This window comes from Embleya sp. NPDC050154 (assembly GCF_044460165.1).
In the GTDB taxonomy this organism is placed as follows: Bacteria; Actinomycetota; Actinomycetes; order Streptomycetales; family Streptomycetaceae; genus Embleya.
Genome location: NZ_JBITJP010000021.1, coordinates 20,759 through 46,423, shown reverse-complemented (window position 1 = coordinate 46,423; position 25,665 = coordinate 20,759). Strand labels below are relative to the sequence as shown.

Annotated in this window: 19 protein-coding genes; 11 read left to right on the top strand and 8 right to left on the bottom strand. The window is 72.1% G+C overall.

What is annotated here, in order from left to right; translation table 11 throughout:
* Window positions 1–116: 116 nt before the first annotated feature.
* Window positions 117–2,210, top strand: a complete 2,094-nt coding sequence (locus ACIBSV_RS35225) for an MFS transporter (RefSeq protein ID WP_395870407.1) — start codon at window positions 117–119, stop codon at window positions 2,208–2,210.
* Here the strand turns inward: ACIBSV_RS35225 and ACIBSV_RS35220 are convergent.
* Window positions 2,204–2,491, bottom strand: coding sequence for a WhiB family transcriptional regulator (locus ACIBSV_RS35220; protein WP_395870405.1), 288 nt, complete (start codon window positions 2,489–2,491; stop codon window positions 2,204–2,206). The genes ACIBSV_RS35225 and ACIBSV_RS35220 overlap by 7 nt on opposite strands.
* Before the next feature lie 207 nt (window positions 2,492–2,698).
* Between ACIBSV_RS35220 and ACIBSV_RS35215 the strand changes: the two genes are divergently transcribed.
* Complete coding sequence (locus ACIBSV_RS35215; RefSeq protein ID WP_395870403.1) at window positions 2,699–4,846, top strand: BTAD domain-containing putative transcriptional regulator; 2,148 nt, start codon at window positions 2,699–2,701, stop codon at window positions 4,844–4,846.
* Here the strand turns inward: ACIBSV_RS35215 and ACIBSV_RS35210 are convergent.
* Window positions 4,830–6,488: a fumarate hydratase gene (locus ACIBSV_RS35210; protein ID WP_395870401.1), complete on the bottom strand. Its 1,659-nt coding sequence runs from the start codon at window positions 6,486–6,488 to the stop codon at window positions 4,830–4,832. The genes ACIBSV_RS35215 and ACIBSV_RS35210 overlap by 17 nt on opposite strands.
* Before the next feature lie 69 nt (window positions 6,489–6,557).
* Window positions 6,558–7,514, bottom strand: a complete 957-nt coding sequence (locus ACIBSV_RS35205; protein ID WP_395870399.1) for a DMT family transporter — start codon at window positions 7,512–7,514, stop codon at window positions 6,558–6,560.
* A gap of 184 nt (window positions 7,515–7,698) precedes the next feature.
* Between ACIBSV_RS35205 and ACIBSV_RS35200 the strand changes: the two genes are divergently transcribed.
* Together ACIBSV_RS35200 and ACIBSV_RS35195 are read left to right on the top strand one after the other, a co-directional pair.
* A complete protein-coding gene (locus tag ACIBSV_RS35200) occupies window positions 7,699–9,090 on the top strand; it encodes a PLP-dependent aminotransferase family protein (protein WP_395870397.1) in 1,392 nt (463 codons plus the stop codon).
* 9 nt (window positions 9,091–9,099) lie between these two features.
* The gene (locus ACIBSV_RS35195; protein ID WP_395870395.1) at window positions 9,100–9,771 is read left to right on the top strand and encodes a DUF1707 domain-containing protein; all 672 of its coding nucleotides are present in this window, start codon (window positions 9,100–9,102) and stop codon (window positions 9,769–9,771) included.
* A gap of 93 nt (window positions 9,772–9,864) precedes the next feature.
* On the opposite strand, the gene ACIBSV_RS35190 is transcribed toward ACIBSV_RS35195, so the two are convergent.
* Window positions 9,865–11,808, bottom strand: a complete 1,944-nt coding sequence (locus ACIBSV_RS35190) for a ricin-type beta-trefoil lectin domain protein (protein ID WP_395870666.1) — start codon at window positions 11,806–11,808, stop codon at window positions 9,865–9,867.
* A 273-nt stretch (window positions 11,809–12,081) separates the two neighbouring features.
* On the opposite strand from ACIBSV_RS35190, the gene ACIBSV_RS35185 reads away from it, so the two are divergent.
* Complete coding sequence (locus ACIBSV_RS35185; protein ID WP_395870393.1) at window positions 12,082–13,020, top strand: hydrogen peroxide-inducible genes activator; 939 nt, start codon at window positions 12,082–12,084, stop codon at window positions 13,018–13,020.
* A 4-nt stretch (window positions 13,021–13,024) separates the two neighbouring features.
* Here the strand turns inward: ACIBSV_RS35185 and ACIBSV_RS35180 are convergent, their stop codons facing one another.
* A complete protein-coding gene (locus tag ACIBSV_RS35180; protein WP_395870391.1) occupies window positions 13,025–14,431 on the bottom strand; it encodes an MDR family MFS transporter in 1,407 nt (468 codons plus the stop codon).
* 184 nt (window positions 14,432–14,615) lie between these two features.
* Here ACIBSV_RS35180 and ACIBSV_RS35175 point away from each other — a divergent pair, with 184 nt between their 5' ends.
* Window positions 14,616–15,176, top strand: a complete 561-nt coding sequence (locus ACIBSV_RS35175) for a TetR/AcrR family transcriptional regulator (protein ID WP_395870389.1) — start codon at window positions 14,616–14,618, stop codon at window positions 15,174–15,176.
* Window positions 15,177–15,300: 124 nt separating this feature from the next.
* Here the strand turns inward: ACIBSV_RS35175 and ACIBSV_RS35170 are convergent, their stop codons facing one another.
* Genes ACIBSV_RS35170 through ACIBSV_RS35160 form a run of 3 tightly spaced genes read right to left on the bottom strand, consistent with a single transcriptional unit; the run spans window position 15,301 to window position 20,113 of the window.
* A complete protein-coding gene (locus tag ACIBSV_RS35170) occupies window positions 15,301–16,443 on the bottom strand; it encodes a damage-control phosphatase ARMT1 family protein (protein WP_395870387.1) in 1,143 nt (380 codons plus the stop codon).
* On the bottom strand, window positions 16,440–17,336 hold the full coding sequence (locus tag ACIBSV_RS35165; RefSeq protein WP_395870385.1) for an ABC transporter permease: 897 nt from the start codon (window positions 17,334–17,336) through the stop codon (window positions 16,440–16,442). Before ACIBSV_RS35165 ends, ACIBSV_RS35170 begins: the two co-directional genes overlap by 4 nt.
* On the bottom strand, window positions 17,336–20,113 hold the full coding sequence (locus ACIBSV_RS35160) for an alpha/beta fold hydrolase (protein WP_395870383.1): 2,778 nt from the start codon (window positions 20,111–20,113) through the stop codon (window positions 17,336–17,338). The genes ACIBSV_RS35165 and ACIBSV_RS35160 overlap by 1 nt, the downstream gene beginning before the upstream one ends.
* Before the next feature lie 175 nt (window positions 20,114–20,288).
* Between ACIBSV_RS35160 and ACIBSV_RS35155 the strand changes: the two genes are divergently transcribed.
* From ACIBSV_RS35155 to ACIBSV_RS35135, 5 genes are all read left to right on the top strand, one after another.
* Window positions 20,289–21,104, top strand: coding sequence for a (Fe-S)-binding protein (locus tag ACIBSV_RS35155; RefSeq protein ID WP_395870381.1), 816 nt, complete (start codon window positions 20,289–20,291; stop codon window positions 21,102–21,104).
* A complete protein-coding gene (locus ACIBSV_RS35150; RefSeq protein WP_395870379.1) occupies window positions 21,101–22,597 on the top strand; it encodes a lactate utilization protein B in 1,497 nt (498 codons plus the stop codon). The genes ACIBSV_RS35155 and ACIBSV_RS35150 overlap by 4 nt, the downstream gene beginning before the upstream one ends.
* Window positions 22,594–23,241: a lactate utilization protein C gene (locus ACIBSV_RS35145; protein WP_395870377.1), complete on the top strand. Its 648-nt coding sequence runs from the start codon at window positions 22,594–22,596 to the stop codon at window positions 23,239–23,241. The genes ACIBSV_RS35150 and ACIBSV_RS35145 overlap by 4 nt, the downstream gene beginning before the upstream one ends.
* A gap of 85 nt (window positions 23,242–23,326) precedes the next feature.
* On the top strand, window positions 23,327–24,742 hold the full coding sequence (locus ACIBSV_RS35140; protein ID WP_395870375.1) for a class II fumarate hydratase: 1,416 nt from the start codon (window positions 23,327–23,329) through the stop codon (window positions 24,740–24,742).
* A gap of 129 nt (window positions 24,743–24,871) precedes the next feature.
* A complete protein-coding gene (locus ACIBSV_RS35135) occupies window positions 24,872–25,558 on the top strand; it encodes a DUF402 domain-containing protein (protein ID WP_395870373.1) in 687 nt (228 codons plus the stop codon).
* Window positions 25,559–25,665: the final 107 nt, after the last annotated feature.

The window sequence follows — 25,665 nt, the reverse complement described above, 5'->3', positions numbered from 1 at the left end:
GATGCGCGACTCGGCCGGCGTTCGATCCGACAGGGCTGCCCGTCCCACGAATAGGTGCGGATTTTATACCTGTTTATGGGGATCCTCCTTGAGCATCGATCGAGGAGGCCCCCCGGATGAGCGCGCCGCGCGGTAGGCATGCCGAAACCGCCGAAGGCAACGGCAGCAGCCCGGCGAAGACCGAGGCGGCGCCCCGACTCGGACTGATCCTGATTGGGTTGATGCTCGGGCTGCTGGTGGCCGCGCTCGATCAGACCATCGTGTCGACCGCGCTGCCGACCATCGTCGGTGACCTCGGCGGGCTCAACCACCTGTCGTGGGTGGTCACCGCGTACCTGCTCGCGTCGACGGTGAGTACGCCGCTGTGGGGCAAGCTCGGCGACCTGTTCGGGCGCAAGAAGCTCTACCAGGCGTCGATCGTGATCTTCCTGATCGGCTCGGTGCTGTGCGGCATCGCCCAGGGCATGTTCGAGTTGATCGCGTTCCGCGCGATCCAGGGGCTCGGCGGCGGCGGCCTGATGGTGTTGTCCCAGGCGATCATCGGCGACGTGGTGCCGCCCCGCGAGCGCGGGCGCTACCAGGGCCTGTTCGGCGCGGTCTTCGGGGTCACCTCGGTGGCCGGGCCGCTGCTCGGCGGGTTCTTCGTGGACAACCTCAGTTGGCGCTGGGTGTTCTACATCAACGTACCGATCGGCCTGATCGCGCTGGCCGTGATCGCCGCCGCGCTGCACACCAAGGAGATGCACACCCGGCCGAGCATCGACTACCTCGGCATCACGCTGCTGGCCGGTGGTACCACCTGCCTGGTCCTGCTCAGCACCTTCGGCGGCACCACCTACCCGTGGGCCTCCGCGCAGATCATCGGACTGGGCGTCGCGGCGGTGCTGTTGCTCGCCGGGTTCGTCGCGGTCGAGCGGCGCGCGCAGGAGCCGGTGCTGCCGCTGAAGCTGTTCCGCAACCGGATCTTCTCGGTGACCGCCGGCATCGGCTTCATCGTCGGCTTCGCGATGATGGGCGGGCTGAGCTTCCTGCCGCTGTTCATGCAGGTCGTCAACGGCGCCACGCCGACCGAGTCGGGCCTGCGGCTGGTGCCGATGATGGGCGGCCTGCTGATCACCTCGATCGTCAGCGGGCAACTGATCAGCCGGACCGGCAGATACAAGATCTACCCGATCCTGGGCACCGCCGTGATGGCGGTCGGCATGTTCCTGATGTCGCGGATGGACGAGTTCACCACCACCGCCGCGTCCTCGCTCTACATGCTGGTCTTCGGCGTCGGACTGGGCCTGGTCATGCAGGTCATCGTGCTCGCCGTACAGAACTCGGTGCCCTACTCGGACCTGGGCGTGGCCACCGCCGGCGCGACCTTCTTCCGCTCCATCGGCGGCTCGTTCGGCGCGGCGATCTTCGGCACGATCTTCAACAACCGACTCACGGTGCACCTGCGCGAGGCCGCCGCGCGCGGCGAGGGCATGCCGGCGGGAACCGGCACCGGGTCTGCGTCCGCGATCAACCCGGAAGACCTGAACAAGTTGCCGCCGGCATCCAAGACCGGCTTCATCCACGCCTACGCCGAGTCGCTCCAGACCGTGTTCCTGGTCGCCTCGGGCATCGTGCTGATCGCGTTCGTGTTGTCCTTCCTGCTCGAGGAGGTCCCGCTGCGGGAGGCCACCCGCGAGGCCGAGCCCACGCCGCCGATGTCGTCCACCGCGCGCAGTTCGGTGGAGGAGATCGAGCGCGCGATGGCACAGATGGTGCACCGGGAGAACGGCTGGTCGCGCTACGAACGCATGATCCAGCGCTCGGGCGTCGAGTTGTCGGTACCGTGCGCGTACGGGCTCGTGCAGCTCGACCTCCTGGGGCCGATCTCGATCCCCGACCTCGCCCACCGGCTGCACGAGGCCCAGGACCGGGTCCGTCGATACGCCGACGAGCTGACCTTCGCCGGCTACATCGAGCGGCTGGGCGAGGGCACGATGACACTGACCGCCAAGGGCCACGAGGCGCTGGAGGCGCTGGTCGAGGCCCGTCGGCAAATGCTCACCGAGGTGATGGCGGACTGGTCACCGGAACAGTCCGAGGAACTGACCGCGCTGTTGCGCAAATTGGCGCGGCTGACCACCGACACCCCGCACGATCACATCGTCGGCGAGGCCGACCGACACACGGCCCGAGCCCGACCGACGTCCGGGCCGACGGCGGATCAGTGATAGGCGCGGCGTCGACGCACGGCGCCGCGCTCGTTGGGGGTCAGGCCGCCTCGGACACCGACCGGGTTGGTCTCGGCCAGCGCGCTCGCGCGGCATTCGAGCAGGACGGAGCAGCGCGCGCAGACGCGCTTGGCGTCCTCCTCGCGGGCGAGACGGGCGACGACGGGTTCACCGGGATATCCGAGAAACAACTGCCGATCCGCGGTCGCGCACGCGCCGGCCACCGGGGGCGTCCAGGTCGCGCTGCGGGCTCCGCGAAGTATGTCGATCCGTTCCGTCACGCTGCTCTCCTCGGGTCGGGTGTGTCAGTCGCCTACCCGGGGCGAACCGCCCCATGCGCGCCGGCGCGACAACGCGACGACAAGTAACCACATGGAAACCTCGAGGACATCCACGGAACGACGCGCTCCGCGGCAGGTGTTCCCGGACCACGCACCGACCTCGCCGACGGCCCGCCCGCCGCGATCCCGGGCAGCGATAATCGCCGCATGATCTTCGGCATCCTGGGACCCGTTGAGGTTCGACTCCCCGACGGGAGCCCGATCGCCGCCGGCGGACCGGGAGCGCGGGCGCTGCTCGCGCTGTTGCTCCTGGACGCGGGGCACATCGTGCCCACCGAACGACTGATCGACGGGCTCTACGGCGAGGACCCGCCGGCGGGTGCCGCGAACGCGTTGCAGTCGCACGTCTCCCGCTTGCGGCGCGGGCTGCGGGCCCATGGCGGCGACGGCGAACTCGTCGAGTTCCACGCGATGGGCTATCGCGTCGCGGTGGACCCGGAAGCGGTGGACGCGCATCGTTTCGAACGACTGGCGCGCGGCGGGCGGGCGGCGCCGGCGGCGGGTGAGCACGCGTCCGCCACCGCGCTGCTGGGCGAGGCGATCGGGCTGTGGCGGGGGCCGGCGCCGGCGGACGTGCCGTTCGCCGGGGCGCGGGCCACCCGCCTGGAGGAGTTGCGGGTGGCCGCGACCGAGGATCACATCGAGGCCCAGATCGCGATCGGCGCACTGCGCGGGGTGATCCCGGAGTTGCGCGTGCTGGTCGAGGCGCATCCGCTGCGGGAGCGTCCGCGCGGGCTGCTGATGCGCGCGCTGCACGGCACCGGCCGCCAGGCCGAGGCGCTGGAGGTGTACGAGGACCTGCGTCGGGTGCTCGCGGACGAACTCGGCGCCGACCCCTCCCCCGAGCCGGCCGCCGTCCACGTCGCCGTGCTGCGCGGCGAGATCCCGGGCCTGCGCGGCCCCGGCGCGCCGAGCGCACCCCCACCGGCCCCGGAACCGGCCCTGCCCGGACCGGTGTTCACCCCGCCGCCGGGCCGGCTGACCGGCTTCGTCGGCCGCGAGGCGGAACTCGCCCGGCTGACCGGGTCGGGAACCGCGGCGCGGCTGCTCACCCTGACCGGGCCCGGCGGCGCGGGCAAGACCCGACTGGCGATCGAGGCCGCCGCCCGCACCGCGGACGAGGTGTGCTTCGTGGACCTGACCCGCGCCGCCGACGACGCGGCGCTGGTGCACGTGGTGGCGAGCGCGCTGGGCATCCGCGAGGCCGGCGGCGTGACCGCGTCGGCCGCCGAGGTCGATCCCGGCGCGCGGATCGTCTCGGTACTCGCCGGCCACCGGCTGCTGCTGATCCTGGACAACTGCGAGCACGTGGTGGGCGCCGCGGCCGAACTCGCCCATCGGGTGCTCGACGAGTGTCCCGGCGTACGGATCCTGGCCACCGGGCGGGAACCGCTGGGCATCACCGGCGAGGTGTTGTGCCCGGTACCGGAATTGGCGCTGCCCGACCCGGACGCCGATCTGGACGCGCTGCGCGCCGCCCCGGCGATCGAACTGTTCGCCGCCCGGGCCGCCGCCGTACGGCCCAATTTCGCGGTCACCGCGGAGACCGCGCCCGAGGTCGCGCGGATCTGCACCGCGCTGGACGGTCTGCCGCTCGCCATCGAACTCGCCGCGGCCCGCCTGCGCACCCTCCCGCTGACCGAGATCGCCGCGCGCCTGGACGACCGGTTCCGGCTGCTCTCGCGCGGCAGCCGTACGGCCGCGCCCAGGCATCGCACGCTGCACGCGGTGGTCGAGTGGAGCCGGGACCTGCTCGACCCGGACGAGCGCGCGTTGGCCCGCCGGTTCACCGTGTTCACCGGCGGCGCCAACCTGGCCGCCGTCGCCGCGGTGTGCGGCGGGTCCGAGGACGAGGCCGACGACCTGCTGGCCGGACTCACCGAGAAGTCGTTGATCACCCTCGCGGACGGGGACGGCGGCCGATTCCGGATGTTGGAGACGATCCGCGCGTTCGGCGCGGCGCGGCTGGCCGAAGCGGGCGAGGAGGAGCGGATCCGGCGTGCGCACGCGGACTACTTCCTGGCTCTGGCCGGCGAGGCGGACGCGGGTCTGCGCGGACCGGGTCAGCTCGCGCTGTGGCCGAGGCCGCCGGCAGCCCGAGCACCGTGCGCTGACCGAGCGGCACCGGCCGCCGGCAGCCCGCCGGTTCGCGCCCGACGGTCCGGCTCGCTGCCACGGTCGGCGACGCGTCCGTCACCGGGTGAGCGCGCTCACGCGTTCGTCACCGGTGAGCGCGCCGAGGATCGGCCCGGGGACGCTCGTCCCCGGGCCGATCGGCTCACGCGCGCTTGTTGATCTGGAAGGTCGGCGTGGTGACGTCGGCGAAGAAGTCCTGGCCCTTGTCGTCGACCACGATGAAGGCCGGGAAGTCCTCGACCTCGATCTTCCAGACCGCCTCCATGCCCAGCTCCGGGTACTCCAGCACCTCGACCTTCTTGATGCAGTCCTGCGCCAGCCGCGCCGCCGGGCCACCGATCGAGCCGAGGTAGAAGCCGCCGTGCGTCTTGCACGCGTCGGTGACCTGCTTGCTGCGGTTGCCCTTGGCCAGCATCACGAACGAGCCGCCCGCCGCCTGGAACTGCTCGACGTAGGAGTCCATCCGGCCCGCCGTGGTCGGGCCGAACGAGCCCGACGCGTAGCCCTCGGGGGTCTTGGCCGGGCCCGCGTAGTACACCGCGTGGTCACGCAGGTACTGCGGCATCGGCTGACCCGCGTCCAGCAGTTCCTTGATCTTCGCGTGCGCGATGTCGCGCGCGACGACGACCGGGCCGGTCAGCGACAGCCGGGTCTTGACCGGGTACTTGGACAGCTCCGCGCGGATCTCGCTCATCGGCCGGTTGAGGTCGATCTGCACGACGGTGTCGTCCAGGTCCTCGTGCGTGGTGTCCGGAAGGTACTTGGCCGGGTCGGTCTCCAGCTCCTCCAGGAACACGCCCTCGGCGGTGATCTTGGCCAGCGCCTGGCGGTCGGCCGAGCAGGACACCGCGATCGCCACCGGGCAGGACGCGCCGTGCCGGGGCAGCCGGATCACCCGCACGTCGTGGCAGAAGTACTTGCCGCCGAACTGCGCGCCGATGCCCATCTGCTGGGTCAGCTTCAACACCTCGGCCTCGAACTCGACGTCGCGGAAGCCGTGGCCCAGCGCCGAGCCCTGGCCGGGCAGCGTGTCGAGGTAGCGGGTGGAGGCGTACTTCGCGGTCTTGAGCGCGTGCTCGGCGCTGGTGCCGCCGACCACGATCGCCAGGTGGTACGGCGGGCAGGCCGCGGTGCCCAGCGAGCGGATCTTCTCGTCCAGGAAGCGCAGCATGCTCTGCGGGTTCAGGACGGCCTTGGTCTCCTGGTACAGGTACGACTTGTTGGCGCTGCCACCGCCCTTGGCCATGAACAGGAACTTGTACGCCTCGCCGGGCGTCGCGTACAGCTCGATCTGGGCGGGCAGGTTGTTGCCGGTGTTCTTCTCGTCCCACATGGTCAGCGGGGCCATCTGCGAGTAGCGCAGGTTCAGCTCGGTGTACGCGTTGGAGATGCCGCGGGACAGGTGCTCCTCGTCCCGCCCGTCGGTGAGCACGTGCTGGCCGCGCTTGCCCATCACGATCGCGGTGCCGGTGTCCTGACACATCGGCAGTACGCCGCCGGCCGCGATGTTGGCGTTCTTGAGCAGGTCGAGCGCGACGAAGCGGTCGTTGGCCGACGCCTCGGGATCCTCCAGGATCCGCGCGACCTGGGCCAGGTGCCCGGGCCGCAGCAGGTGCGAGATGTCCCGCATCGCGGTCCGGGCGAGCAGCGTCATCGCCTCGGGGTCGACATTGAGGAACCGACGCCCACCCGCCTCGAACGTGGACACGCCATCGGCGGTCAGCAGCCGGTACGGCGTGGTGTCCTCCCCCAGCGGCAGCAGATCCGTGTAGGCGCTGAAGGTGTTCTCAGGGGCGGGCATCGTGATCCTCACTCATGCGGTGCTCATCCGGTACGGGGCCTCGTCCAGGGTAGAGCGGCCCCGAACCGGTCACGGCTTCGAGGTCGCCGGCAGCGGGATTTGCGCGGCGAGCTCCCGGACCGGGCCGGTTTCGGGTTCGGTGCCGCCGCCGCGTTCGGCGCGCATGCCCAGGACCACGCCCACGCCGACCAGCAGCGCGCCGCCGAACTGTGCCCAGGTGGGCGCGCCGGTGCCCAGGGCCAGGCCCGACAGCGCCGCCGTCACCGGCACCAGTCCCATGAACAGCCCGGCCCGCTCCGGTTCGATCCGGGCCAGAGCCGAGTACCACAGCAGGAACGCGCCGGCGGTGAGCGGCAACGCGAGGTAGAGCAGCGCGGCGAACTCGGTCCCCGACGGCATCCGGATCAGCTCGGTGCCGTCGGTGAACATCCCGACCACGAGCATCTGCGGAATCGCCATCGCGGTGGCGTAGGCGGCGATCCGCCAGGCCCCCAGCCGGGGCAGCAGCGGCACCGCGATCAGCGTGAAGCCCATCTCGCAGAGCGCCACCCCGCACGCGAAGACCAGGCCCGCCGCAGTCCCGCCGCCGAAGCCCTGCACCACCGCCGCCCCCGCGACCACCACGATCGAGGCGACCAGTACCGACCGACTCGGCCGCCGCCCACCCGACAGCGGCGCGGCCAGTACCAGCAGCAGCGGTGTGGCGCCCAGGATGCTGCCCACCGTGGCCGGATCCGCCCGGTCCAGCGCGGCGAACAGGAACAGGTTGAACAGGGTCTGCCCGCACAACGAGAGCAGTCCCAGCCGGACCAGCTCACGGCGGGTCGGGCGCAACAACGGGATCCGGCGCAGCCGCAGCACCGCGAACAGCACGAGCGCGGCCACCGCGTAGCGGAGCATCTGACCGCCGGTCACGGGATAGTCCGACAACACGGCGGAGACCCCGGCGGCGGCCCCGATCAACCCCTGCGCGGACGCCGCGCAGACCAGGCCGATCGAGCGGGGTGACATCGCGGATGACTTCATGTGACGTAACGTTAGGAAGCGGGTGGCTTCCCCGGCAGAGCCACTTCCGGGCCGAGAAACCGGACCAATTCCGGATCGCCGGCGGACCACCCGGAGCCGGCCCCGACGTTCTCCCCTCCCCGGGCGTGCGTCGAGACCGCCGAACCGACTCGATCCGGCGAACCCCGAGCGGCAGGTATCCCCAGTGCGCGAACTCCTCGTCCACCTCGACCGATCGGCCGGCCGGCTCGGCGCCCAGGTGCAGTCGGGCCTGCGCACGGCGATCCGCTCGGGTCGACTTCCGGCCGGCTTCCGGATGCCGTCCACCCGCGCGCTGGCGGAGAGCCTGGGCGTCTCCCGGGGCATGGTGGTCGACGCGTACGAGCAACTGGTCGCCGAGGGCTATCTGACCTCGCGGCACGGATCGGGCACCCGGGTCACCGCGGCGTGCGCGGCGCCGCAACCGGCGGACGCGGGGGACGCGCGCCCGGCGGTCCCGATCACCCACGATCTCAAGCCCGGCGTCCCGGACCTGTCCGCGTTCCCGCGCGCGGCGTGGTCGGCCGCGACGCGGCACGTGCTGCACACCGCCCCGCACACCGCGTTCGACTACCCCGGCCCGTCCGGCGCGAGCGAGTTGCGCGCCGCGTTGGCCGACTACCTGGGTCGGGTACGCGCCGCACAGGCCCGGCCCGAGCACATCGTGGTGGTCAACGGCGTGGCCCAGGGGCTGTCCCTGGTCTCCCAGGCGCTGCGCCGACTCGGCCGGGACGTGCTCGCGGTGGAGGACCCCTCCAGCGACCGCCAGCGCGGCATCTTCACCACCCACGGCCTGACCGTCGCCTACGCGCGCACCGACGCCGAGGGCATCGACGTCGAGGCGCTGGCCCGCACCGGCGCCCGCGCGGTGCTGGTCACCCCGGCCCACCAGTACCCCACCGGCGTGGTGTTGTCGCCCCGCCGCCGCGCGGCCCTGGTCGCGTGGGCACGCACGCACGACGGGCTGATCGTGGAGGACGACTACGACGCCGAGTTCCGCTACGACCGCGACCCGGTCGGTTGCCTCCAGGGGCTGGCCCCGGACCGGGTGGTGCACCTGGGCTCGACCAGCAAGGCGCTCGCGCCGGGCATGCGGCTGGGTTGGGCGGTGCTGCCGGCCCCGCTGATCGAGTGGATCCACGACCTCAAGACCAACGCCGACCTCGGCTCGGCCATGCTGCCCCAGTTGACCCTGGTCCGGATGCTGGCCACCGGTGCCTACGAGCGCCACCTGCGGGCGATGCGCGCGCACTACCGGATCCGGCGCGACGCGGTCGCCGAGGCCGTCGCCGAGCACCTGCCGGCCGCGCGCGTGCACGGCATCTCCGCCGGCATCCACCTGTGCGTCGAACTCCCGCCCGGATCGGACGAGTCGGCCACCGTGCGCCGGGCCCGCGAGCACGGTGTGCGGGTGGAACCGATGGCCGATCTGCGCGCGTTCGCGGCCGGCCCGCCCGCCGTGATCATCGGTTACGCCGGGCTCTCCCCCGACCGACTGCGCGAAGCGGTCCGGCTGCTCGCCCGCTCCGTACTCCCGGCCGATGCACCCCCGGGCTAGATTTACCTCGTGGACAACAGCCCAGAGCGTCGAGCCCAGCCGCCCACCCCCGAGCTGCGGGCTTCCGACGCCGACCGCGACCGCTACGTGAACGTATTGCGGGACGCGCTCGCGGAAGGCCGCTTGACCGCCGACGAGCACGCCGAGCGGGTGGACGCCGCGCTGGCCGCGAAGACGGTGCGCCAACTCGAACCGCTCATCGCCGATCTCCCGGCACCGGCCCCGGTCGGCTACGAGCCCGCGGCGGCCAACTCGGTGCCGCCGCGCCCGGCCCGGTCGAACATGTTCGCGTTCTGGAGCAGTTCGACCCGCAAGGGCCGCTGGCGCGCGGGGGCGAAGCTGAACGCGGTCGCGGTGATGGGCGGTGTGGACATCGACCTCACCGACGCGGTGTTCGACGAACCCGAGTTGGTGATCAACGTCTTCACGCTCTGGGGTGGCATCGACATCCGGATCCCGGAGGGCGTCACGGTCCGCGACCACGGATTCGGCTTCATGGGCGGCTTCGAGGTGCACGAGCAGTACACCGACGACCCGCGCGCACCGGTCGTGGTGATCAAGGGCCTGGCGATCATGGGCGGCGTGGTGGTCAAGGCGAAGCGCCGCAAGGAGCAGCGCGGGCACGAGCTCGACGGCGGACCCCGGCGCGAGATCGACCGCTTCCGCAAGGACGTCGACTGACCCGCGACGTGCCGCGGCCCCCGCCCGCGTTCCGGACGGAGGCCGCGTGCTCGAACGGCGATCCCGCGATCGCTCGGGGCCGCGAGGCCGCGATCAGTAGGCGTCGTACGGAATCACCGTGTACGGCAGCGGAACCGAGGCGCCCGCCGTCCACCGCTGCGCGGCCGAGGTGCCGACCGGCTGCTGGGTGATCGCGCCGTTGCCCGTCGGTGCGGTCGCGACCAGACCCGAGACCCGGCTGACCAGTCGGCCGTCCGCGTCCACGTCGAATCGCAGGTTGTTCAGGTACGCACCCCGCGCCTCGTCGCAGCGCCAGATGCCCATCCCCGCGCCCGCCGCCGTGACCCCGCGGTTGTCCAGGCAGAACGCCGGGTCCTTGAGGCTGTGCACCTGACCCGTGGCGGGGTTGCGCCACCACTTCTGGTTGGTGTTGTCGGTGCAGTCCCAGGCCAGCACGGCGCGCCCGGCGGTCATCGTGCCGCCGTCCACGTCCAGGCACTTGGCGGTGCCCCCGGCCTTGAGTTCCGCGAAGCGCACCGACTGCGCGGACTCCTTCACCCAGCGCTGCCCCGCCGATCCGTCGCATCCGGCCAGTACGAGCGCGGCGCCCAGGGTCGCTTCCGCCGCCGATGCCGCCGCAACGCACAACGACTGGGTGTCCGCGGGCCGCAGCGTGCCCGCGACCTCGACGAAGCGCTGGTTGCCGCCGCCGTTGCAGTTCCACAACACCAGCGCGGTGCCCGAGGTGCGGCCGCCGCCGAGCGGATCGACACACCGGTCCTGGCTGAGCTCGGTGTGCAGCGACTGGTTCGCGGCGTCGTACCAGAAGCCCTGGTTGCGTCCGCCGTGGCAGGGCCACAGCTTCACCGGGGTGTCATTGCGCGACGAGAAACCGTAGGTGTCGGCGCACAATCCGGTGCCCTCGTTACGCAATTGCCGGAAGTCGGCACTGAGTACGCCCGGGTACAGCGTGGTCGCCCCCGTGCTTGCCGAGTCCGCGCAACTCGCCTGGCTCAATCCGGAGTTGTAGAGCTGGGTGAGGCAGGACGCGAAGGCCAGGTGGCCCCGGTCGTTGGGGTGGAAGCTCTGCCGGGTGGTGTTCTCGTCGAAGATGTCCGGCCCGGCGAACCACAGTCCGCGTGCCCAGGTGTTGTCGGTACAGACCTCGTGGCCGTGGAACAGCCGCGAGTTGTCCAGGTAGGTCACGCCGGTGTTCGCCGCGGCCTGCCGCTCGGCCCGCTCGAAGATCGGTACCGCCTCGTTCCGCCCCCACGCGGCGTCGCGCAGGTAGCCCACGCAACCGCCGCGGTACCAACCCGGGAAGTCGGGGTTGTCCTCGACGTCCGGGGCGATCGGCGAGGGATAACCCATCAGCACCAGCTTGTAGTCGCCGCTCTGGTAGCCGGCGTCCGCCATGGTGGTCTTCAGGTCGCGAACGGTCTGCTCGACCTTGGGCCGCATCGCGTCCGCCCGCGCCTGCCAGCCGGGCTGGTAGGTGCCGTAGCACTCGCCCTGGAAGAACACCCGCCTGGTCACGCAGTCGGTCATGGTCGGGCCGAACCGGATGTCGTCGTTGGCACCGGCCACCAGCAGGATCAGCCGTACGCGCGTGTTGCGCGCCTTGATCGCCAGGTTGTCCGACTGCACGAGTTCGTCGGCGTACTGCTTGGTGCCGCCGATCCGGATGTTGACCGTGGACGCTCCCGAGCACGCGACGTTGTACGTCACGTCGGCCGGGATCCCGGTCCGGTGGATGGCCGCGTCCGGCGACCGGTGGCACCAGTTGTCCGGACCGTCGGTGCCGGGTTCGTACACGCCGACGCCCTCGCCGGCGATCTCACTGTCGCCGAGCGAGATCAGCGAGGTCTTTCGCTCGGCCAACGGCTTGACCCCGGGGCTCCCGTACAGCGCCTGGGCCTCGGCCTGCCGGATCGCCTCCAGTTGGGGGGACAACGCGGCGGCCACCGGGGCCGCCGGCGCCGCGCCGGCCGATCCGCCCGCGGTCAGGCCGCCGGTGAGACCCATCAGGGTCGCCATCAGCGCCACCGGTAGGACCTTGTCGCGCACACGCTCGAATGTGGACATGCACCCTCGCCTTCGTGGCATGGAAGGAACACGCACGAGCCGCCCAAAGGGGACTTGGGCTCTGTGGAGCGAGAGCAAGCTACCGGCGGGTAGAGGGGAAATGAAGGCATGTAGGTGACAAACCCCGCCTTCGCAGGCGGGCCGCCGGCGCGGGTCCGGGCCGGTCGAACCGGTTGCCCTATCGTGGAGGCACGGCGGGGCCGGTCGTTCGCACGCACTTCACAGGTGGTTCCCATCAGCACTCGTACGCCGACGTTGTCGCAGCTCAGGGCCTTCTCCGCGGTCGCCGACTACCTGCACTTCCGCGACGCCGCCGCCGCGGTGGGCACCAGCCAGCCCGCACTCTCGGGCGCGATCGCCGCCCTGGAGGAGGCGCTGGGCACCCAACTGGTGGAGCGCACCACGCGCCGCGTCCTGCTCACGCCGGCCGGCGAGCGGGTCGCGCGGCACACCCGGCGGGTGCTGGACGCGCTCGCCGACCTGGTCGACGAGGCGGAGTCCGCCCGACGCCCGTTCACCGGGCCGCTGCACCTGGGCGTGATCCCCACGGTCGCGCCGTACGTGCTGCCGGCGCTGCTGCGGCTGGTTCGCGAGGAGTATCCGGACCTGCGGTTGTACGTGCACGAGGAGCAGACCGGTTCGCTCCTGGACGGCCTCACCAGCGGCCGGCTCGACCTGCTGCTGCTCGCGCTGCCCTCCGGCATCTCGGGTGTCGAGGAGATCCCGCTCTACGAGGAGGACTTCACCCTGATCGTGCCCGAGGGGCACGAGTTGGCGAACCGCGCGGACGTGCCGCGGGCCGCGCTGCGCGGGCTGGACGTGCTGCTGTTGGACGAGGGCCACTGCCTGCGCGACCAGGCGCTGGACGTGTGCCGCGAGGTGGGAGCGGGCGAGGCGGGCGCGACCCGCGCGGCGAGCCTGCCGACCCTGGTGCAGTTGGTCGCGGGCGGCCTGGGCGTTACCCTGCTGCCGCAGACCGCGATCGACGTGGAGACCCGGCCGGGCTCGCAGCTGGCCGTCTCCCGGTTCGCCGCGCCCGCCCCGTACCGCACCATCGGCCTGGTGATGCGCTCCAGCACGGGACGAGGCGAGGAGTTCGCCGATCTGGCGATCGCCCTGCGGCGCGCGGTCGGCGGGTTGCCGGTGCGCGTGGTGGCGGGATAGACGATCAGCGCGCATGTGCTCGCGCCTTCGACTGCCGGCCGTCCGGTGGTGGGGTGGGGCGGCCGGGCAGGAGGAGGCACAGGGGGACGGCGATGGCGGTGAAGGCCACGGACCACCCGAAGGCGACGCCGAAGCCGTCGGCCACTGCGCCCGGGGTGTGCGCGTCGGCGGTGGTGTGCTGGAGGACGACGGCGACGGCGGCGGTGCCCACCGAGCCGCCGATCTGCTGGGAGACGCGGGTGATGATGCCGGCGTCCGGGATCTCCCGGTGCGCCAGGCCGATGTAGGCGGCGCCGGTGAGTGCGATCGTGGCGGCGCCCAGACCGACGCCGCGGACGAACAGGGCGGCCATGAGCAGGACTTCGCCGGTGTCGGCGGTCGCGGAGGCGAACGGCACGGTGGCCGCGGCGGCGACGGCGAATCCGACGAGGGCGACCCGGCGGGAGCCGAGGCGGTCGGTGTACTTGCCGGCCAGGGTACGTGAGCAGAGCACGCCGACGCCCTGCGGGATGAGCAGCAGTCCGGCGCCGAGGGCGTCCTGACCGCGGACCTGCTGGAAGTACAGCGGCAGCAGCAGCATCGCCCCGTACAGGGTGATGCCGGCCAGGAAGCCGAGGCCGGCGGCGGAGCCGAGCGCGCGATGGCGGAAGAGCCGCAGGTCGACCAGGGCGCCGGTGGTGGTGCGGGTCAGCGCCCAGGCGGTGAAGCCGCCGATCAGGGCGAGTCCGCCGATCAGCGGGACGAGGACCTCGGCGGCGGCGAAGCCCGCGCTGCCCTCGACCCGGGAGAGGCCGTAGATGACCGCGGCGACGCCGGGCGAGAGCAGGAACAGGCCGATCACGTCGAGCCGGACCCGGGGGCTGTCGGGGGCGGGTCGGTCCTCGGGCAGGTTGCGCCGGGCGAGCCAGGCGCCGACGGCGCAGAACGGGACGTTGACCAGGAACAGCCAGTGCCAGTCGGCCAGATGCAGGATGAGGCCGCCCAGGACCGGGCCGAGGATCGGGCCGAGCGAGGCGGGCAGGGTGACGGCGGCCATCACCCTGCCGATGTTGCGGCCCTTGGCGGCCTGCATGATCAGCGTGATCATGAGCGGCATCATGATGCCGCCGCCGACGCCCTGGACGACGCGGAAGGCGATCAGGGCGGCCGCGTTCCAGGCGAGCGCACACAGGATCGAGCCGACCAGGAATATGCCCAGCGCCGCGATCCACAGACGTTTGCCGCCCAGGCGGGACTGGGCCCATCCGGCGATCGGCATGGTGGCGAACATGGCCAGCAGGTAGCCGGTGCTCACCCACTGGATCGTGGACAGCGGGGCGTCGAGTTCGCCGGCCAGGTCGTTGAGGGCGACGCTGACGACGGTGGTGTCGAAGACCACGGCGAGGGCGCCCACGATGAGGGTGAACGCCATGCGCCACACGGCGGGGTCTACCCGGTCGGGGTCCGTCGCCGCAGTCACGGGTGCGGCTCCGGCGTCGGCGTCGGCTCTTTGGGGGGTGTGCACGGACAACCGCCTAAGATATAGAGTCCTATCTTACGGCTCCGACGATAGGGCGCCGAGATAAGATAGGCAAGTCTATCTAAGGGAGATGTCGATGGCCGAGCGACGCCGCGGGGCGGCATTGGAGAAGGCTCTTCTCGATGCGGCCTGGGCGGAACTCGCCGACAACGGCTATGCCGGCTTCACCATGGACGCCGTCGTCCGACGTGCGGGCACCAGCCCTCCCGTGCTCTATCGCCGCTGGTCCGACCGTGAGCAACTGGTCCGGGCGGCCATCGTGCACGCCTTGGAGGAGAGCCGCCTCGACGTCCCCGACACGGGAAGCCTGCGGGAGGACGTGCTGACCCTCATGCGGGAGATCAACGCCACCCGCGTCGAATTCGCCACCGTCATGAGCGTGCACCTGGCCGGCTACTACCGGGAGACCGGCACCAGCCCGGGCGACCTCCTCGGGACGGGGCGTCAGGACGCCGTCGACGTGCTCTTCGACCGCGCCGTCGAGCGCGGCGAGATCGAACCGCAACGCCTCACCGAGCGCGTCAAGTCCCTCCCCTTCGACCTGCTGCGCCACGAGATCCTGACCACCTTCGTCCCCGTGCCCGACCACGTCCTCGAAGAGATCGTCGACACGATCTTCCTGCCCCTGGTGCGCTGACCGACATCGCGACGGCGCGGGCCGCGCGCCGGGGCGTGGGCCGGCTCGGCGGGAACGGCTTCGCCCGCCGGGGCTACGGGGTGGGGACGATTCATGTCCGGGCCGGCCACGAGAACAGCCGGTGTCAGCCGCTCACCTGGATCAGCGCATGTGTGCCGCTGGTGCGCCACGCCTGCCCGCTCGCGTCCAAGGCGGTCGACGTGGCGGTGTCGAGGCCGACCACCACGTCCGACTTGAGGGTGCGCAGGGCGGCCGTGGGGCCGGGGAAGTGGGCGACCCGCTCGGCGAACGGCGTGGTGGCCGGCCAGAGCCGGTCGCCCACCAGGCGGCGGTAGTTGAGGTCGCCCTTGAGGATGGTGACGGTGGCCTTCGAAAGGTCCCGGCGCAGGTCGTCGGGCATCGCGTCATACGGGAGGGGCGCGCAGAAGAACGCGTGGGCGCCCACCGCGAGCCGACCGGTGCCCAGCGCCGACCAAAGGCGGGCGCCGATGTCGCGGGCGCGGCCGGGTGCGCACCGGAGGCGGTCCAGCGCGGCCAGGAAGTCGGCCGTGGTCGCGTCGGAGACGAAGTACGGATACGGCTTGAGGTGGAGCACGGCCTCGGCGGCCCGCCCCGTGTGCAACAGGTGGTCGAGCAGCACCAGGTCCGGAATCAACTCGCGGCCGGCGTTGTCCGCGATCAGGTGCACCTCGGCGCCGCCACCGACCGGGAGCAAAGACCACAACCGGCCGCTGTCGTCGGCGACCAGGTGCGACGGGGCGGGGTCGTCGGCCGAGGAGGAGATGCGGAAGCCCAGGTCGGCCCGGTTCCCCCACAACGCGCCGTGCAGGAGCGCGTCGCCCGACTCGGCGCCGAGACCGTCGAGCGCGGCCAACTCCTCGTCCACCACCGCACCGCGCAACTCGTCGCGCTTGAACGGCGCGAAGGGGTCGACCCCGTGCCACGGACCGTCCCGGAAGTAGCCCGTCGCCGCGAGCAAGCGGCGATAGAAGTAGCTCTCCGCCCACAGAAACGGCACGTCGAACCACGAACGGCCCAGGTGGGCGGCATCCCACACGCCACCGTCGTGCGCTTCGGGCCCGAGCGGCGTGATCACCCCGTCGGTGATCTCGTCGAGCAGCGCGTCCAGCGCCCGCCCGCGCTCGGGCGGCCACGGGAACGCCTCCCGCACCCGTGCGATCAGCGCCGGATGCCGCTCCGCGAGCACCGACCGCGCGAACGACCCCGGCTCGCCGCCCGTGATCACCGCTGCCGAAGGAGACGTCACGACACGATGTCCTTGCGCCCGAAGTGCCGGAAGGCCAGCGCCAGGAAGACCACCGCGTACGCGACCGAGACCGCGCTGCCCTTGATCATGCCGTCCCATTGCGGGTCGGTCTGGAGCACGTCGACCCACGCGAACTGCCAGTGCGTGGGCAGATAGTCCCGCCACGAGCCGAGCGCCGTGACCGCGTCCACGATGTTGGAGACCACCACCAGGCCGACCGCGCCGCCCACCGCGCCCAGCGGCGCGTCGGTGACCGTGGACAGCCAGAACGCGATGCCCATCACCACCAGTTGCGCCACCACGCCGTACACGACCACGACCGACATCCGCCCGAGCGCCTCGCCGGTGGGCAGCGAGGCCCCCACCGGCAGGTCCAACGGGCCCCAGCCGAACGCGATCGTGCCCGCGATCATCGCCATCAGCGGCAGCAGCACCAGGGCCAGCACGCTGTAGCCCAGCGCGACCACCAGCTTGACCCGCAGCAGCCGCGCGCGCGGAACGGGTGCCGCCAGCAGATACCGCAGCGAGGACCAACTCGCCTCGCTGGCAACGGTGTCGCCGCAGAACAGGGCCACCGCCACGACCAGCAGGAAGCCGGTCGAGACGAACAGCGTGAACGCGGTGAAGTTGAGCGCGCTCTTGGTCGCCACGTCCACCAGCGTGGGCACCGCGTCCGCCGACGGATCGCCGCCGATCTTGAACGCGGCGACCAGGATCCACGGCAGCGCGAGCAGCAGCCCGATCATGAACAACGTGCGCCGGCGCCGGAATTGACGCACGGTCTCCACCCACACGGGCAGCGTGTGCCGAGGCCGGTAACCGTGCGCGTGCGCCGCGCCCGGGATCGGGTGCGCGCCCTCGTCGGTCGGCAGGTCGGGGAGCGTACGGGTCATCAGGACTCCCCAATGAGCGTCAGGAACGCGTCTTCCAGGCGGCGGCGTGCGGTCACCCGGTCCACCGCGACGCCCGCGCCGACCAGTTCGGCCACCAGGACGGAGGTCTGCGCGCCCGCGAGATGCACGAGCACGCCGCCCTCCTCGGGCTCCACCGAGCCGACGCCCGGCAGATCCTTCAGCGTCGCGATCGCCAGGTCCGGGACGGGGGTCCCGATCACCAGCGTGTTGCCGTTGCCGACGATCTCCTCGACCGGACCGGCGGCGATCAGCCGGCCCCGGTGCATCACCACGACGTGCGTACAGGTCTGTTCGACCTCGGCCAGCAGGTGACTGGAGACCACCACGGTGCGGCCGGTGGCCGCGTAGCCGATCAGCACATCGCGCATCGCCCGGATCTGCGGCGGGTCGAGCCCGTTGGTGGGTTCGTCCAGCACGAGCAGGTCCGGCAGGCCGAGCATCGCCTGCGCGATGGCCAGCCGTTGCCGCATGCCCTGCGAGTAGGTGCGCACGTTGCGATCCAGCGCCTCGCCCAGCCCGGCGATCTCCAGCGCCTCGTCGAAGTGCGCGTCGGCGTGCGGGCGGCCGGTGGCGCGCCAGTACAGCGACAGGTTCTCCCGCCCGGACAGGTGCGGCAGGAAGCCGGGGCCCTCGACGAACGAGCCGAGCCGGGACAACACCGGCGCCCCGGGGCCGACCACCCGGCCGAAGATCCTTATCTCGCCGTCGTCCGGGAGGATCAGCCCCATCAGCATCCGCAGCGTCGTGGTCTTGCCCGCGCCGTTGGGGCCGAGCAGGCCGAGCACCTGGCCCGCCTCCACCCGGAAGGACAGGTCGTCGACGGCGAGCTTGCCGCCCTTGTACCGCTTGGTCAGCCCGTGGATCCGTAGCGGCACCTCGGCCAGCGCCGGGTCCGGGGCCTTCGCGACGGCCCGCCGCCGCCCGGTGAGCAACAGGACACCCGCGACGAGTACCGCGATCAGCGGCAGGCCCCACGTCCACCACGGGTAGCCGGTCGAGGCCACGTGCAGTTGCGGCACCGACGGCACGGTCAGCGCACCGGCGAGCGCGACCCGGTAGCTCGCGGGCGCGTCCGGCGACGCGAAGCCCAGGTCGGTCGCGGTGAGCACCAGGCGCAACCGGTGCCCCGAGTCGACCTGGTGGTCGATCGCGGGCAGCCGGATCTCCACGTCCCGCCCGGCCGCGGCGCCGGTCACCCGGATCGGCGCCGCGAGCTGGTGCGGCAGCACGGTGCCGCCGCTCGGCGCGACGTCGTAGAGCTTGGCGAACAACACGATGTCGTCGGCGCCCGAGACCCGCACGCGTGCCGTCGGCGAGCCGGTGATCCAGGTGCTCTGGTCGAAGCGATCGCTCTGGAAGAACGCGCTCTGCCCGGGGAGGTCGAACGCGATCCCGCCCAGGTCGCCCGCGCTCGACGCGAGTGCGCCCAGGCTGCCGGCGCCGGCCAGCGCCCCGAGCCCGGGCAGCCCGGACACCGAGGTCGGCGCACCCCCCGGCGGATTGGCCACGGTCTGCTCCGGCCCGGCCAGCGCGACCGCACGCTGCCGGGTGCCGTCCAGGCCCGGATAGCGGTCGGTGTCGGCGATCCGCAGCCGCTGCTCACGGGTGGCGCTGTCCACGCCGCCCGAGCGGGTCACCCGAAACGCCCCGGCGGAGGTCGGCGTACCGGCCTTCGGCGCGGCCTGCGCCGGCTTCAGCCACCGGTCGAACCAACCGGTGATCCGATCGCGCACCATCGCGCTCTGCGGCCGCCCGCCGTCGTGCCCGCCGGCCGTCCACACCATCTCCACCGGCGCGCCGTTGCGCGCGATCGCGGCGGCGTTGCGGTCGGCCTGGTCGAGCGGGAACAGCGAGTCGTTCTGACCCTGGATCAGCAGCGTGGGCACCGCGATCCGGTCCGCCGCGGACGCCGGACTGGCCCGACGCAGCAGGTCGACGGCCTGCGGCGTGGACTTCCCGCCGACGGCGACCTCGCGGTAGATCGCGCACACCCGCTCGGCGAACCGACCGCAGCCGGTGTTCGCGTCTATCGGGGTCAGGCCGCCCAGCGGGCTGGTCCCGGACGAGAAGAACAGCCCGGCCCACATCTTCTTGAACACCCCGCCGGCAGGCCCGCCGCCCGCCGCGTTCGGCAACAGCGCGTCGGCGAGGTCGTGCCAGGTGATCTGCGGCGCGATCACGTCCACCCGCGGGTCGTGGGCCGCGGCCAGCAGCGCGAGGGCACCGCCGTAGGAGGCCCCCGCGACGCCCACACGCGGGTCGCCCGGTCCGTCCAGGCGCACCTCGGGCCGGGCGGCCAGCCAGTCGATCAGCGCCCGTGCGTCGGCCACCTCGTAGTCCGGCTGGTCCAGCATGATCTGCCCGCCCGAGGCGCCGAAGCCGCGTGCCGAGTAGGTCAGCACCACATACCCCGAACGGGCCAACGCCTCCGCTTCCCGGCGCAACTCGGCCTTGCTGCCGCCGAATCCGTGCGCGAGCAGCACGGCGGGCGCGCGCTCGCGCACTCCCGGCGGCAGGAACAGTGTCGTGTCGATGCCGATCCTGGCCGAATCGCCCGGCCCGGCGGCGACGTCCAGGCGCTGCTCACTGCTGCGCACCGGTGTCGCGGGGTCGTCGCCGGCGACGGCGCCGACGCCCACGACCGCGATGATCACCACCACCAGGGCGAGGACACCGGCCAGGACACGGGATCGACGCGTGGTCAACCGCGAACGGGCGACGGCGAAGGGGCGGCCGAGTGCCGTCCGGAGGCTCATGCGCCGACCCTACGTGGTGCGACCTCGCAGGTCGGGCACAAGGCCCCCGCTCGTCGACCGGCCCCGACCCGGCGTGACACACCCCGCCTCCGGGTTCACACGACCGGACGCGTGCGGCGGCTGTGGCCGGGCGCCCGCCGAAGGACGTCCGTACAGTCGACCGAGGAGGTCAATTGTGCGCCTTGCCCTTTTCATCACGTGCTTCAACGACACGCTCTTCCCGGAGACCGGCAAGTCCGTGGTCCGGGTGCTGCGGCGCCTCGGACACGAGGTGGAGTTCCCGTACGGCCAGGTGTGCTGCGGGCAGATGCACTTCAACGCGGGGTATCGCAAGGACGCGGTGCCGCTGGTGCGTTCCTTCGTGGACGCCTTCGAGGGCTACGACGCGGTGATCGTGCCCTCCGGGTCGTGCACCGCGATGGTGCGCGAGTACCACGCGAGCGTGGCCCGCGAGGCGGGCGGCACGCTGCCGGCCGGCGTCACGCGGGTGGCGGCCAAGGTGTACGAGTTCAGCGAGTTCCTGGTCGACGTGCTCGGGGTGACCGATGTGGGCGCCTACTTCCCGCACAGCGTCGCGTACCACCCCACCTGCCACTCGCTGCGCCTGCTGCGGGTGGGCGACCGACCGACCCGGCTGCTGCGCGCGGTGCGCGGCCTGACCCTGGTGGACCTGCCGCGCGCGGACGAGTGTTGCGGGTTCGGCGGCACGTTCGCGGTCAAGAACGCGGAGACCTCGGCGGCGATGGGCGACGACAAGGTGGCCGCGGTGCTGGAGTCGGGCGCCCAGGTGTTGTGCGCGGGCGACAACTCGTGCCTGACCCACATCGGCGGACTCGCCTCGCGGCAACACGCGGGCATTCGGGTCCTGCACCTCGCGGACATCCTGGCGCACACCGCGGCGCTGCCGGACGTGCCGCCGTACGGGCCGGCCCTGGGCGCCGATTCCGGGTTCGACGCGGCGCGGGCCCACGGACCGGAGGTGACGCGATGACCGCGCCCGTACGCAGGGAACCCACGTTCGTCGGGATGCCGCCCTTCCCCGAAGCCGCGCGCGCCGAGTTGGCGAACGACGTGCAGCGGGCCAACCTGCGCGAGGCCACGCACAGCATCCGGGCCCGGCGCGACGAGGTGGTCGCCGAACTGCCGGACTGGGAACTGCTCCGGCGCGCCGGCGAGGCGATCAAGGACGACGTACTGGCCCGGCTGCCCGCCCACCTCGAACGTCTGGAGGTGTCGGTCCGCGCGGCGGGCGGCGTCGTGCACTGGGCCCGGGACGCGGCCGAGGCCAACGCGATCGTGGTGGAGATCGTCCGGGCCAAGGGCGTGGACGAGGTGGTCAAGGTCAAGTCGATGGCCACCGAGGAGATCGAGCTCAACAACGCGTTGGCCGAGGCGGGCATCCACGCGTGGGAGACCGACCTGGCCCAGCTCATCGTGCAGCTCGGCGAGGACCTGCCGTCGCACATCCTGGTGCCCGCGATCCACCGCAACCGGGCCGAGATCCGGGAGATCTTCGTCCGCGAGATGGGCAAGGTGGGCCGGCCCGCGCCGGAGCGGCTGAGCGACGAGCCGGGTGCGCTGGCCACCGCCGCGCGCCGGCATCTGCGGGAGAAGTTCCTGCGGGCCGAGGTCGCGGTCTCCGGCGGCAATTTCGCGATCGCCGAGACCGGCACCGTGTGCGTGGTCGAGTCGGAGGGCAACGGGCGGATGTGCCTGACCCTGCCGCAAACGCTGATCACCGTGCTGGGTGTGGAGAAGCTGCTGCCCACGTGGGGCGACCTGGAGGTGTTCCTGCAACTGCTCCCGCGCAGTTCGACCGGTGAGCGGATGAACCCGTACACCTCGATGTGGACCGGGGTGACGCCCGGCGACGGGCCGCAGGAGTTCCACCTGATCCTGCTCGACAACGGCCGCTCGGACGTGCTGGCCGATCCGGTGGGCCGGCAGGCGCTGCGCTGCATCCGGTGCTCGGCCTGCCTGAACGTGTGCCCGGTGTACGAGCGCACCGGGGGACACGCGTACGGGTCGGTGTATCCGGGGCCGATCGGCGCGATCCTGACCCCGCAGCTGCGCGGGATCGCCAGGCACCGGGTGGACGCGCAGACCGCGTCGTTGCCGTTCGCGTCCTCGCTGTGCGGCGCGTGCTTCGACGCCTGTCCGGTGCGGATCGACATCCCCGAGGTGCTCGTGCACCTTCGTGCACAGGTTGTGGACGGCGGGCGCGGTCCGCACGACCGGGCGGAGGACGCCGGCATGAAGGCCGTGCGGTGGGCCTTCGAGAAGCCGTGGCGGATCGGCTTCGCGCAACACGTGGCCGGGGTCGGCGCGCGGTTCACCAGGCATGGGGTGATCGGTCGGGTGCCGTTGCCGAAACGGTTCACCGGCCCGCTCGGTGCGTGGTTCGCCGACCGGGACGCGCCGGCGCCGCCGCCCGAGTCGTTCCGGACCTGGCTCAAGCGCACCGACGGTGGTCTGGAGGAATGACGGTGGAGCGATACGAGGCGGACCGCGAGGCCCGTACGGTGATCCTGGACCGGTTGCGCACCGCCCTGGACGACCGACCCAAGCCGCCGCCGGTGCGTCGGGCGTACCGGCGCGAGCGTCCGGTGGGCCTGGACGTGGTCGGCCGGTTCGCCGAGCGGGTCGCCGACTACGAGGCCGCCGTGCTGCGCGCGCACGACGCCCACGACCTGCTGCTGGGCACGAGCGAGCTGCTGCGCCGCGCGGGCGTGACCCGGCTGGTGGTGCCCCGTGGGAGGCGGCTGTCCTGGCTGGCCCGGCTCGGCGTCGATCTGGTGGTGGACTCGCCCGAGCTGAGCCGGGACACGCTCGGCGAGATCGACGCGGTGGCCACCGGATGCGCGCTCGCCATCGCCGAGACCGGCACCATCGTCCTGGACACCGGCCCGGACCAGGGTCGCCGGGTACTCACCCTGCTGCCCGACTACCACCTGTGCGTGGTGCGCGCCGACCAGATCGTGGGCACCGTGCCCGAGGCGATCGCCCGGCTGGATCCGCGCCGGCCGCAGACCTGGATCTCCGGCCCTTCGGCAACCAGCGACATCGAACTCCGCCGGGTGGAGGGTGTGCACGGGCCGCGCACGTTGCACGTCGTGGTGATCGGGTAGCCACCCGTCGGGTCACCTCGTCAGGAACAAGGTCGGGCCGACGAGCCGTTGTGGCCCTGGGAACGCTTTCTAGGAGGCCGCAGCGATGTCCGAGGCAGCACCGACCGCAGGTCCGACCGGCGAATACCGGATCGAGCACGACTCGATGGGCGAGGTACGGGTGCCCGCCGCCGCCAAGTGGCGCGCGCAGACCCAGCGCGCCGTCGAGAACTTCCCGATCTCCGGGCAACGACTGGAGCCCGCGCACGTGGAGGCGCTGGCCCGGATCAAGGGCGCGGCGGCGCGGGTCAACGCCGAACTCGGCGTGCTGGACAAGGACGTCGCGGAGGCCATCGAGCAGGCCGCGGCCGAGGTCGTGAACGGCCGGTGGGCCGAGCAGTTCCCGGTGGACGTGTTCCAGACCGGCTCGGGCACCTCCTCGAACATGAACATGAACGAGGTGCTCGCCACCCTGGCCACCGAGCGCCTGGGTCGGGACGTCCACCCCAACGACCACGTCAACGCGTCCCAGTCGTCCAACGACGTGTTCCCCTCCGCGATCCACATCGCGGCGGCGATAGCGGTCACCCACGCGCTGATTCCCTCGCTCGACCACCTGGCGTCCACGCTGGAGTCGAAGGCGACCGAGTTCGCCGACGTGGTCAAGTCCGGCCGTACACACCTGATGGACGCGACACCGGTGACCCTGGGGCAGGAGTTCGGCGGGTACGCGGCGCAGGTGCGCTACGGCGTCGAGCGGTTGCAGTCGAGCCTGCCGCGGGTGGTCGAACTGCCGTTGGGCGGGACCGCGGTGGGCACCGGCATCAACACCCCGCCGGGGTTCTCGGCGCGGGTGATCGCGGAGATCGCGGCCTCCACCGGACTGGCGTTCACCGAGGCGCGCGACCACTTCGAGGCGCAGGGCGCGCGGGACGCGCTGGTGGAGCTGTCCGGCCAGTTGCGCACCATCGCGGTCGGCCTGAACAAGATCGTCAACGACCTGCGCTGGATGGGCTCGGGGCCGCGCACCGGGCTCGCCGAGATCCGCCTGCCGGATCTGCAGCCGGGCAGCTCGATCATGCCGGGCAAGGTCAATCCGGTGATCCCGGAGGCGGTCGGCCAGGTGGTCGCGCAGGTGATCGGCAACGACGCGGCGGTGGCCTTCGGCGGAGCGGCGGGCAACTTCGAGCTCAACGTGATGTTGCCGGTGATCGCCCGCAACCTGCTCGAGTCGATCCGGCTGCTGGGCAACGTGACCCGGGTGCTGGCCGATCGCACGGTGGCGGGCATCGAGGCCGACGTGGAGCGCATGCGCGAGTACGCCGAGTCGTCGCCGTCGGTGGTCACCCCGCTGAACCGCGTCCTGGGCTACGAGGAGGCGGCGCGGATCGCCAAGCAGTCGCTGGCCGAGCGCAAGACGATCCGGCAGGTGGTGATCGAGCGCGGGCACGTGCGCGAGGGGCGGCTGACCGAGGCCGAACTCGACGCGGCGCTGGACGTGCTCGGGATGACCCGACCGTGACCCCACGCGTCACGCGACGCACACACGGCGACGGGTGTGTACGCCCACACCCGTGATGTTCTTCGCATGATGACCCACCCGTAACATGACTCACGGTCAGGTGTCACGGGCGCTGGGTAAATCAAGGTCATGTCCAACATCCTGCGCATACACGAGCACTTCGAGGATCCCCGTCACGCGGCCGGCACCTGGTCTCCCGGTGACCAGGTGTTGTGGCGCTATCTGCGCGGCGATCAGGTCCTGGACTGTCGTCCGGTGACCGTCGTCCGCGACGACCCGGACCAGCTCGCCGTCTGGCTGGCCGGCGGCACCTCACGGGTCAAGCCGATGTTGCCGGACGGATCCGATATCCGCACGGCCCCGATCGAACGCAGATTCCGACTCGGCCGGATCCCCTCGATCGTCGAGTGGACCGGGACGGGGGTGCTGATGCTGGCCCGGCCCGGCGAACCGTGGTCGGTCTGGCTGTTCTGGCAGGCCGACTGGCGCTTCTCCGGCTGGTACGTCAACCTCGAACGCCCGCGTACCCGGTGGGCCGGCGGCGTGGACACCGAGGACCACGTGCTGGACGTGTGGGTCACCCCGGACCGGCGCTGGGAGTACAAGGACCAGGACGAACTGGCCGCCTCCCGGGAGGCGGGTCGGCTCACCGACGAGCAGGTCGCGGCGATCGAGGCGGAGGGCCGGGCCGCGGTCGAGGCGATCCGGGCCTGGGGCGCGCCGTTCGACCAGGGATGGGAGAACTGGCGTCCGAACCCGGCCTGGCCGCTGCCGCAACTCCCGGACGACTGGGCGGACAACGTCCGCATCGCCTAGCCGAACCACCACGCTCGGGCCCGACTCCGGTCGGGCCCGCTTTCTTTTTCGGATTCGCGCGGATCCGGCTGCAACCCTTTCGCCCGTCGGCTGCTCTGAACGGGGTG

Excerpts from the sequence above, each read along its gene's own strand:
- ACIBSV_RS35145 (WP_395870377.1), top strand. The coding sequence starts at position 22,594 with ATGACGGTGGAGCGATACGAGGCGGACCGCGAGGCCCGTACGGTGATC.
- ACIBSV_RS35210 (WP_395870401.1), bottom strand. The coding sequence starts at position 6,488 with ATGCCCGCCCCTGAGAACACCTTCAGCGCCTACACGGATCTGCTGCCG.
- ACIBSV_RS35135 (WP_395870373.1), top strand. The coding sequence starts at position 24,872 with ATGTCCAACATCCTGCGCATACACGAGCACTTCGAGGATCCCCGTCAC.
- ACIBSV_RS35180 (WP_395870391.1), bottom strand. The coding sequence starts at position 14,431 with ATGGCGTTCACCCTCATCGTGGGCGCCCTCGCCGTGGTCTTCGACACC.
- ACIBSV_RS35190 (WP_395870666.1), bottom strand. The coding sequence starts at position 11,808 with ATGGCGACCCTGATGGGTCTCACCGGCGGCCTGACCGCGGGCGGATCG.
- ACIBSV_RS35205 (WP_395870399.1), bottom strand. The coding sequence starts at position 7,514 with ATGAAGTCATCCGCGATGTCACCCCGCTCGATCGGCCTGGTCTGCGCG.
- ACIBSV_RS35160 (WP_395870383.1), bottom strand. The coding sequence starts at position 20,113 with ATGAGCCTCCGGACGGCACTCGGCCGCCCCTTCGCCGTCGCCCGTTCG.
- ACIBSV_RS35215 (WP_395870403.1), top strand. The coding sequence starts at position 2,699 with ATGATCTTCGGCATCCTGGGACCCGTTGAGGTTCGACTCCCCGACGGG.
- ACIBSV_RS35225 (WP_395870407.1), top strand. The coding sequence starts at position 117 with ATGAGCGCGCCGCGCGGTAGGCATGCCGAAACCGCCGAAGGCAACGGC.
- ACIBSV_RS35150 (WP_395870379.1), top strand. The coding sequence starts at position 21,101 with ATGACCGCGCCCGTACGCAGGGAACCCACGTTCGTCGGGATGCCGCCC.
- ACIBSV_RS35140 (WP_395870375.1), top strand. The coding sequence starts at position 23,327 with ATGTCCGAGGCAGCACCGACCGCAGGTCCGACCGGCGAATACCGGATC.
- ACIBSV_RS35165 (WP_395870385.1), bottom strand. The coding sequence starts at position 17,336 with ATGACCCGTACGCTCCCCGACCTGCCGACCGACGAGGGCGCGCACCCG.
- ACIBSV_RS35175 (WP_395870389.1), top strand. The coding sequence starts at position 14,616 with ATGGCCGAGCGACGCCGCGGGGCGGCATTGGAGAAGGCTCTTCTCGAT.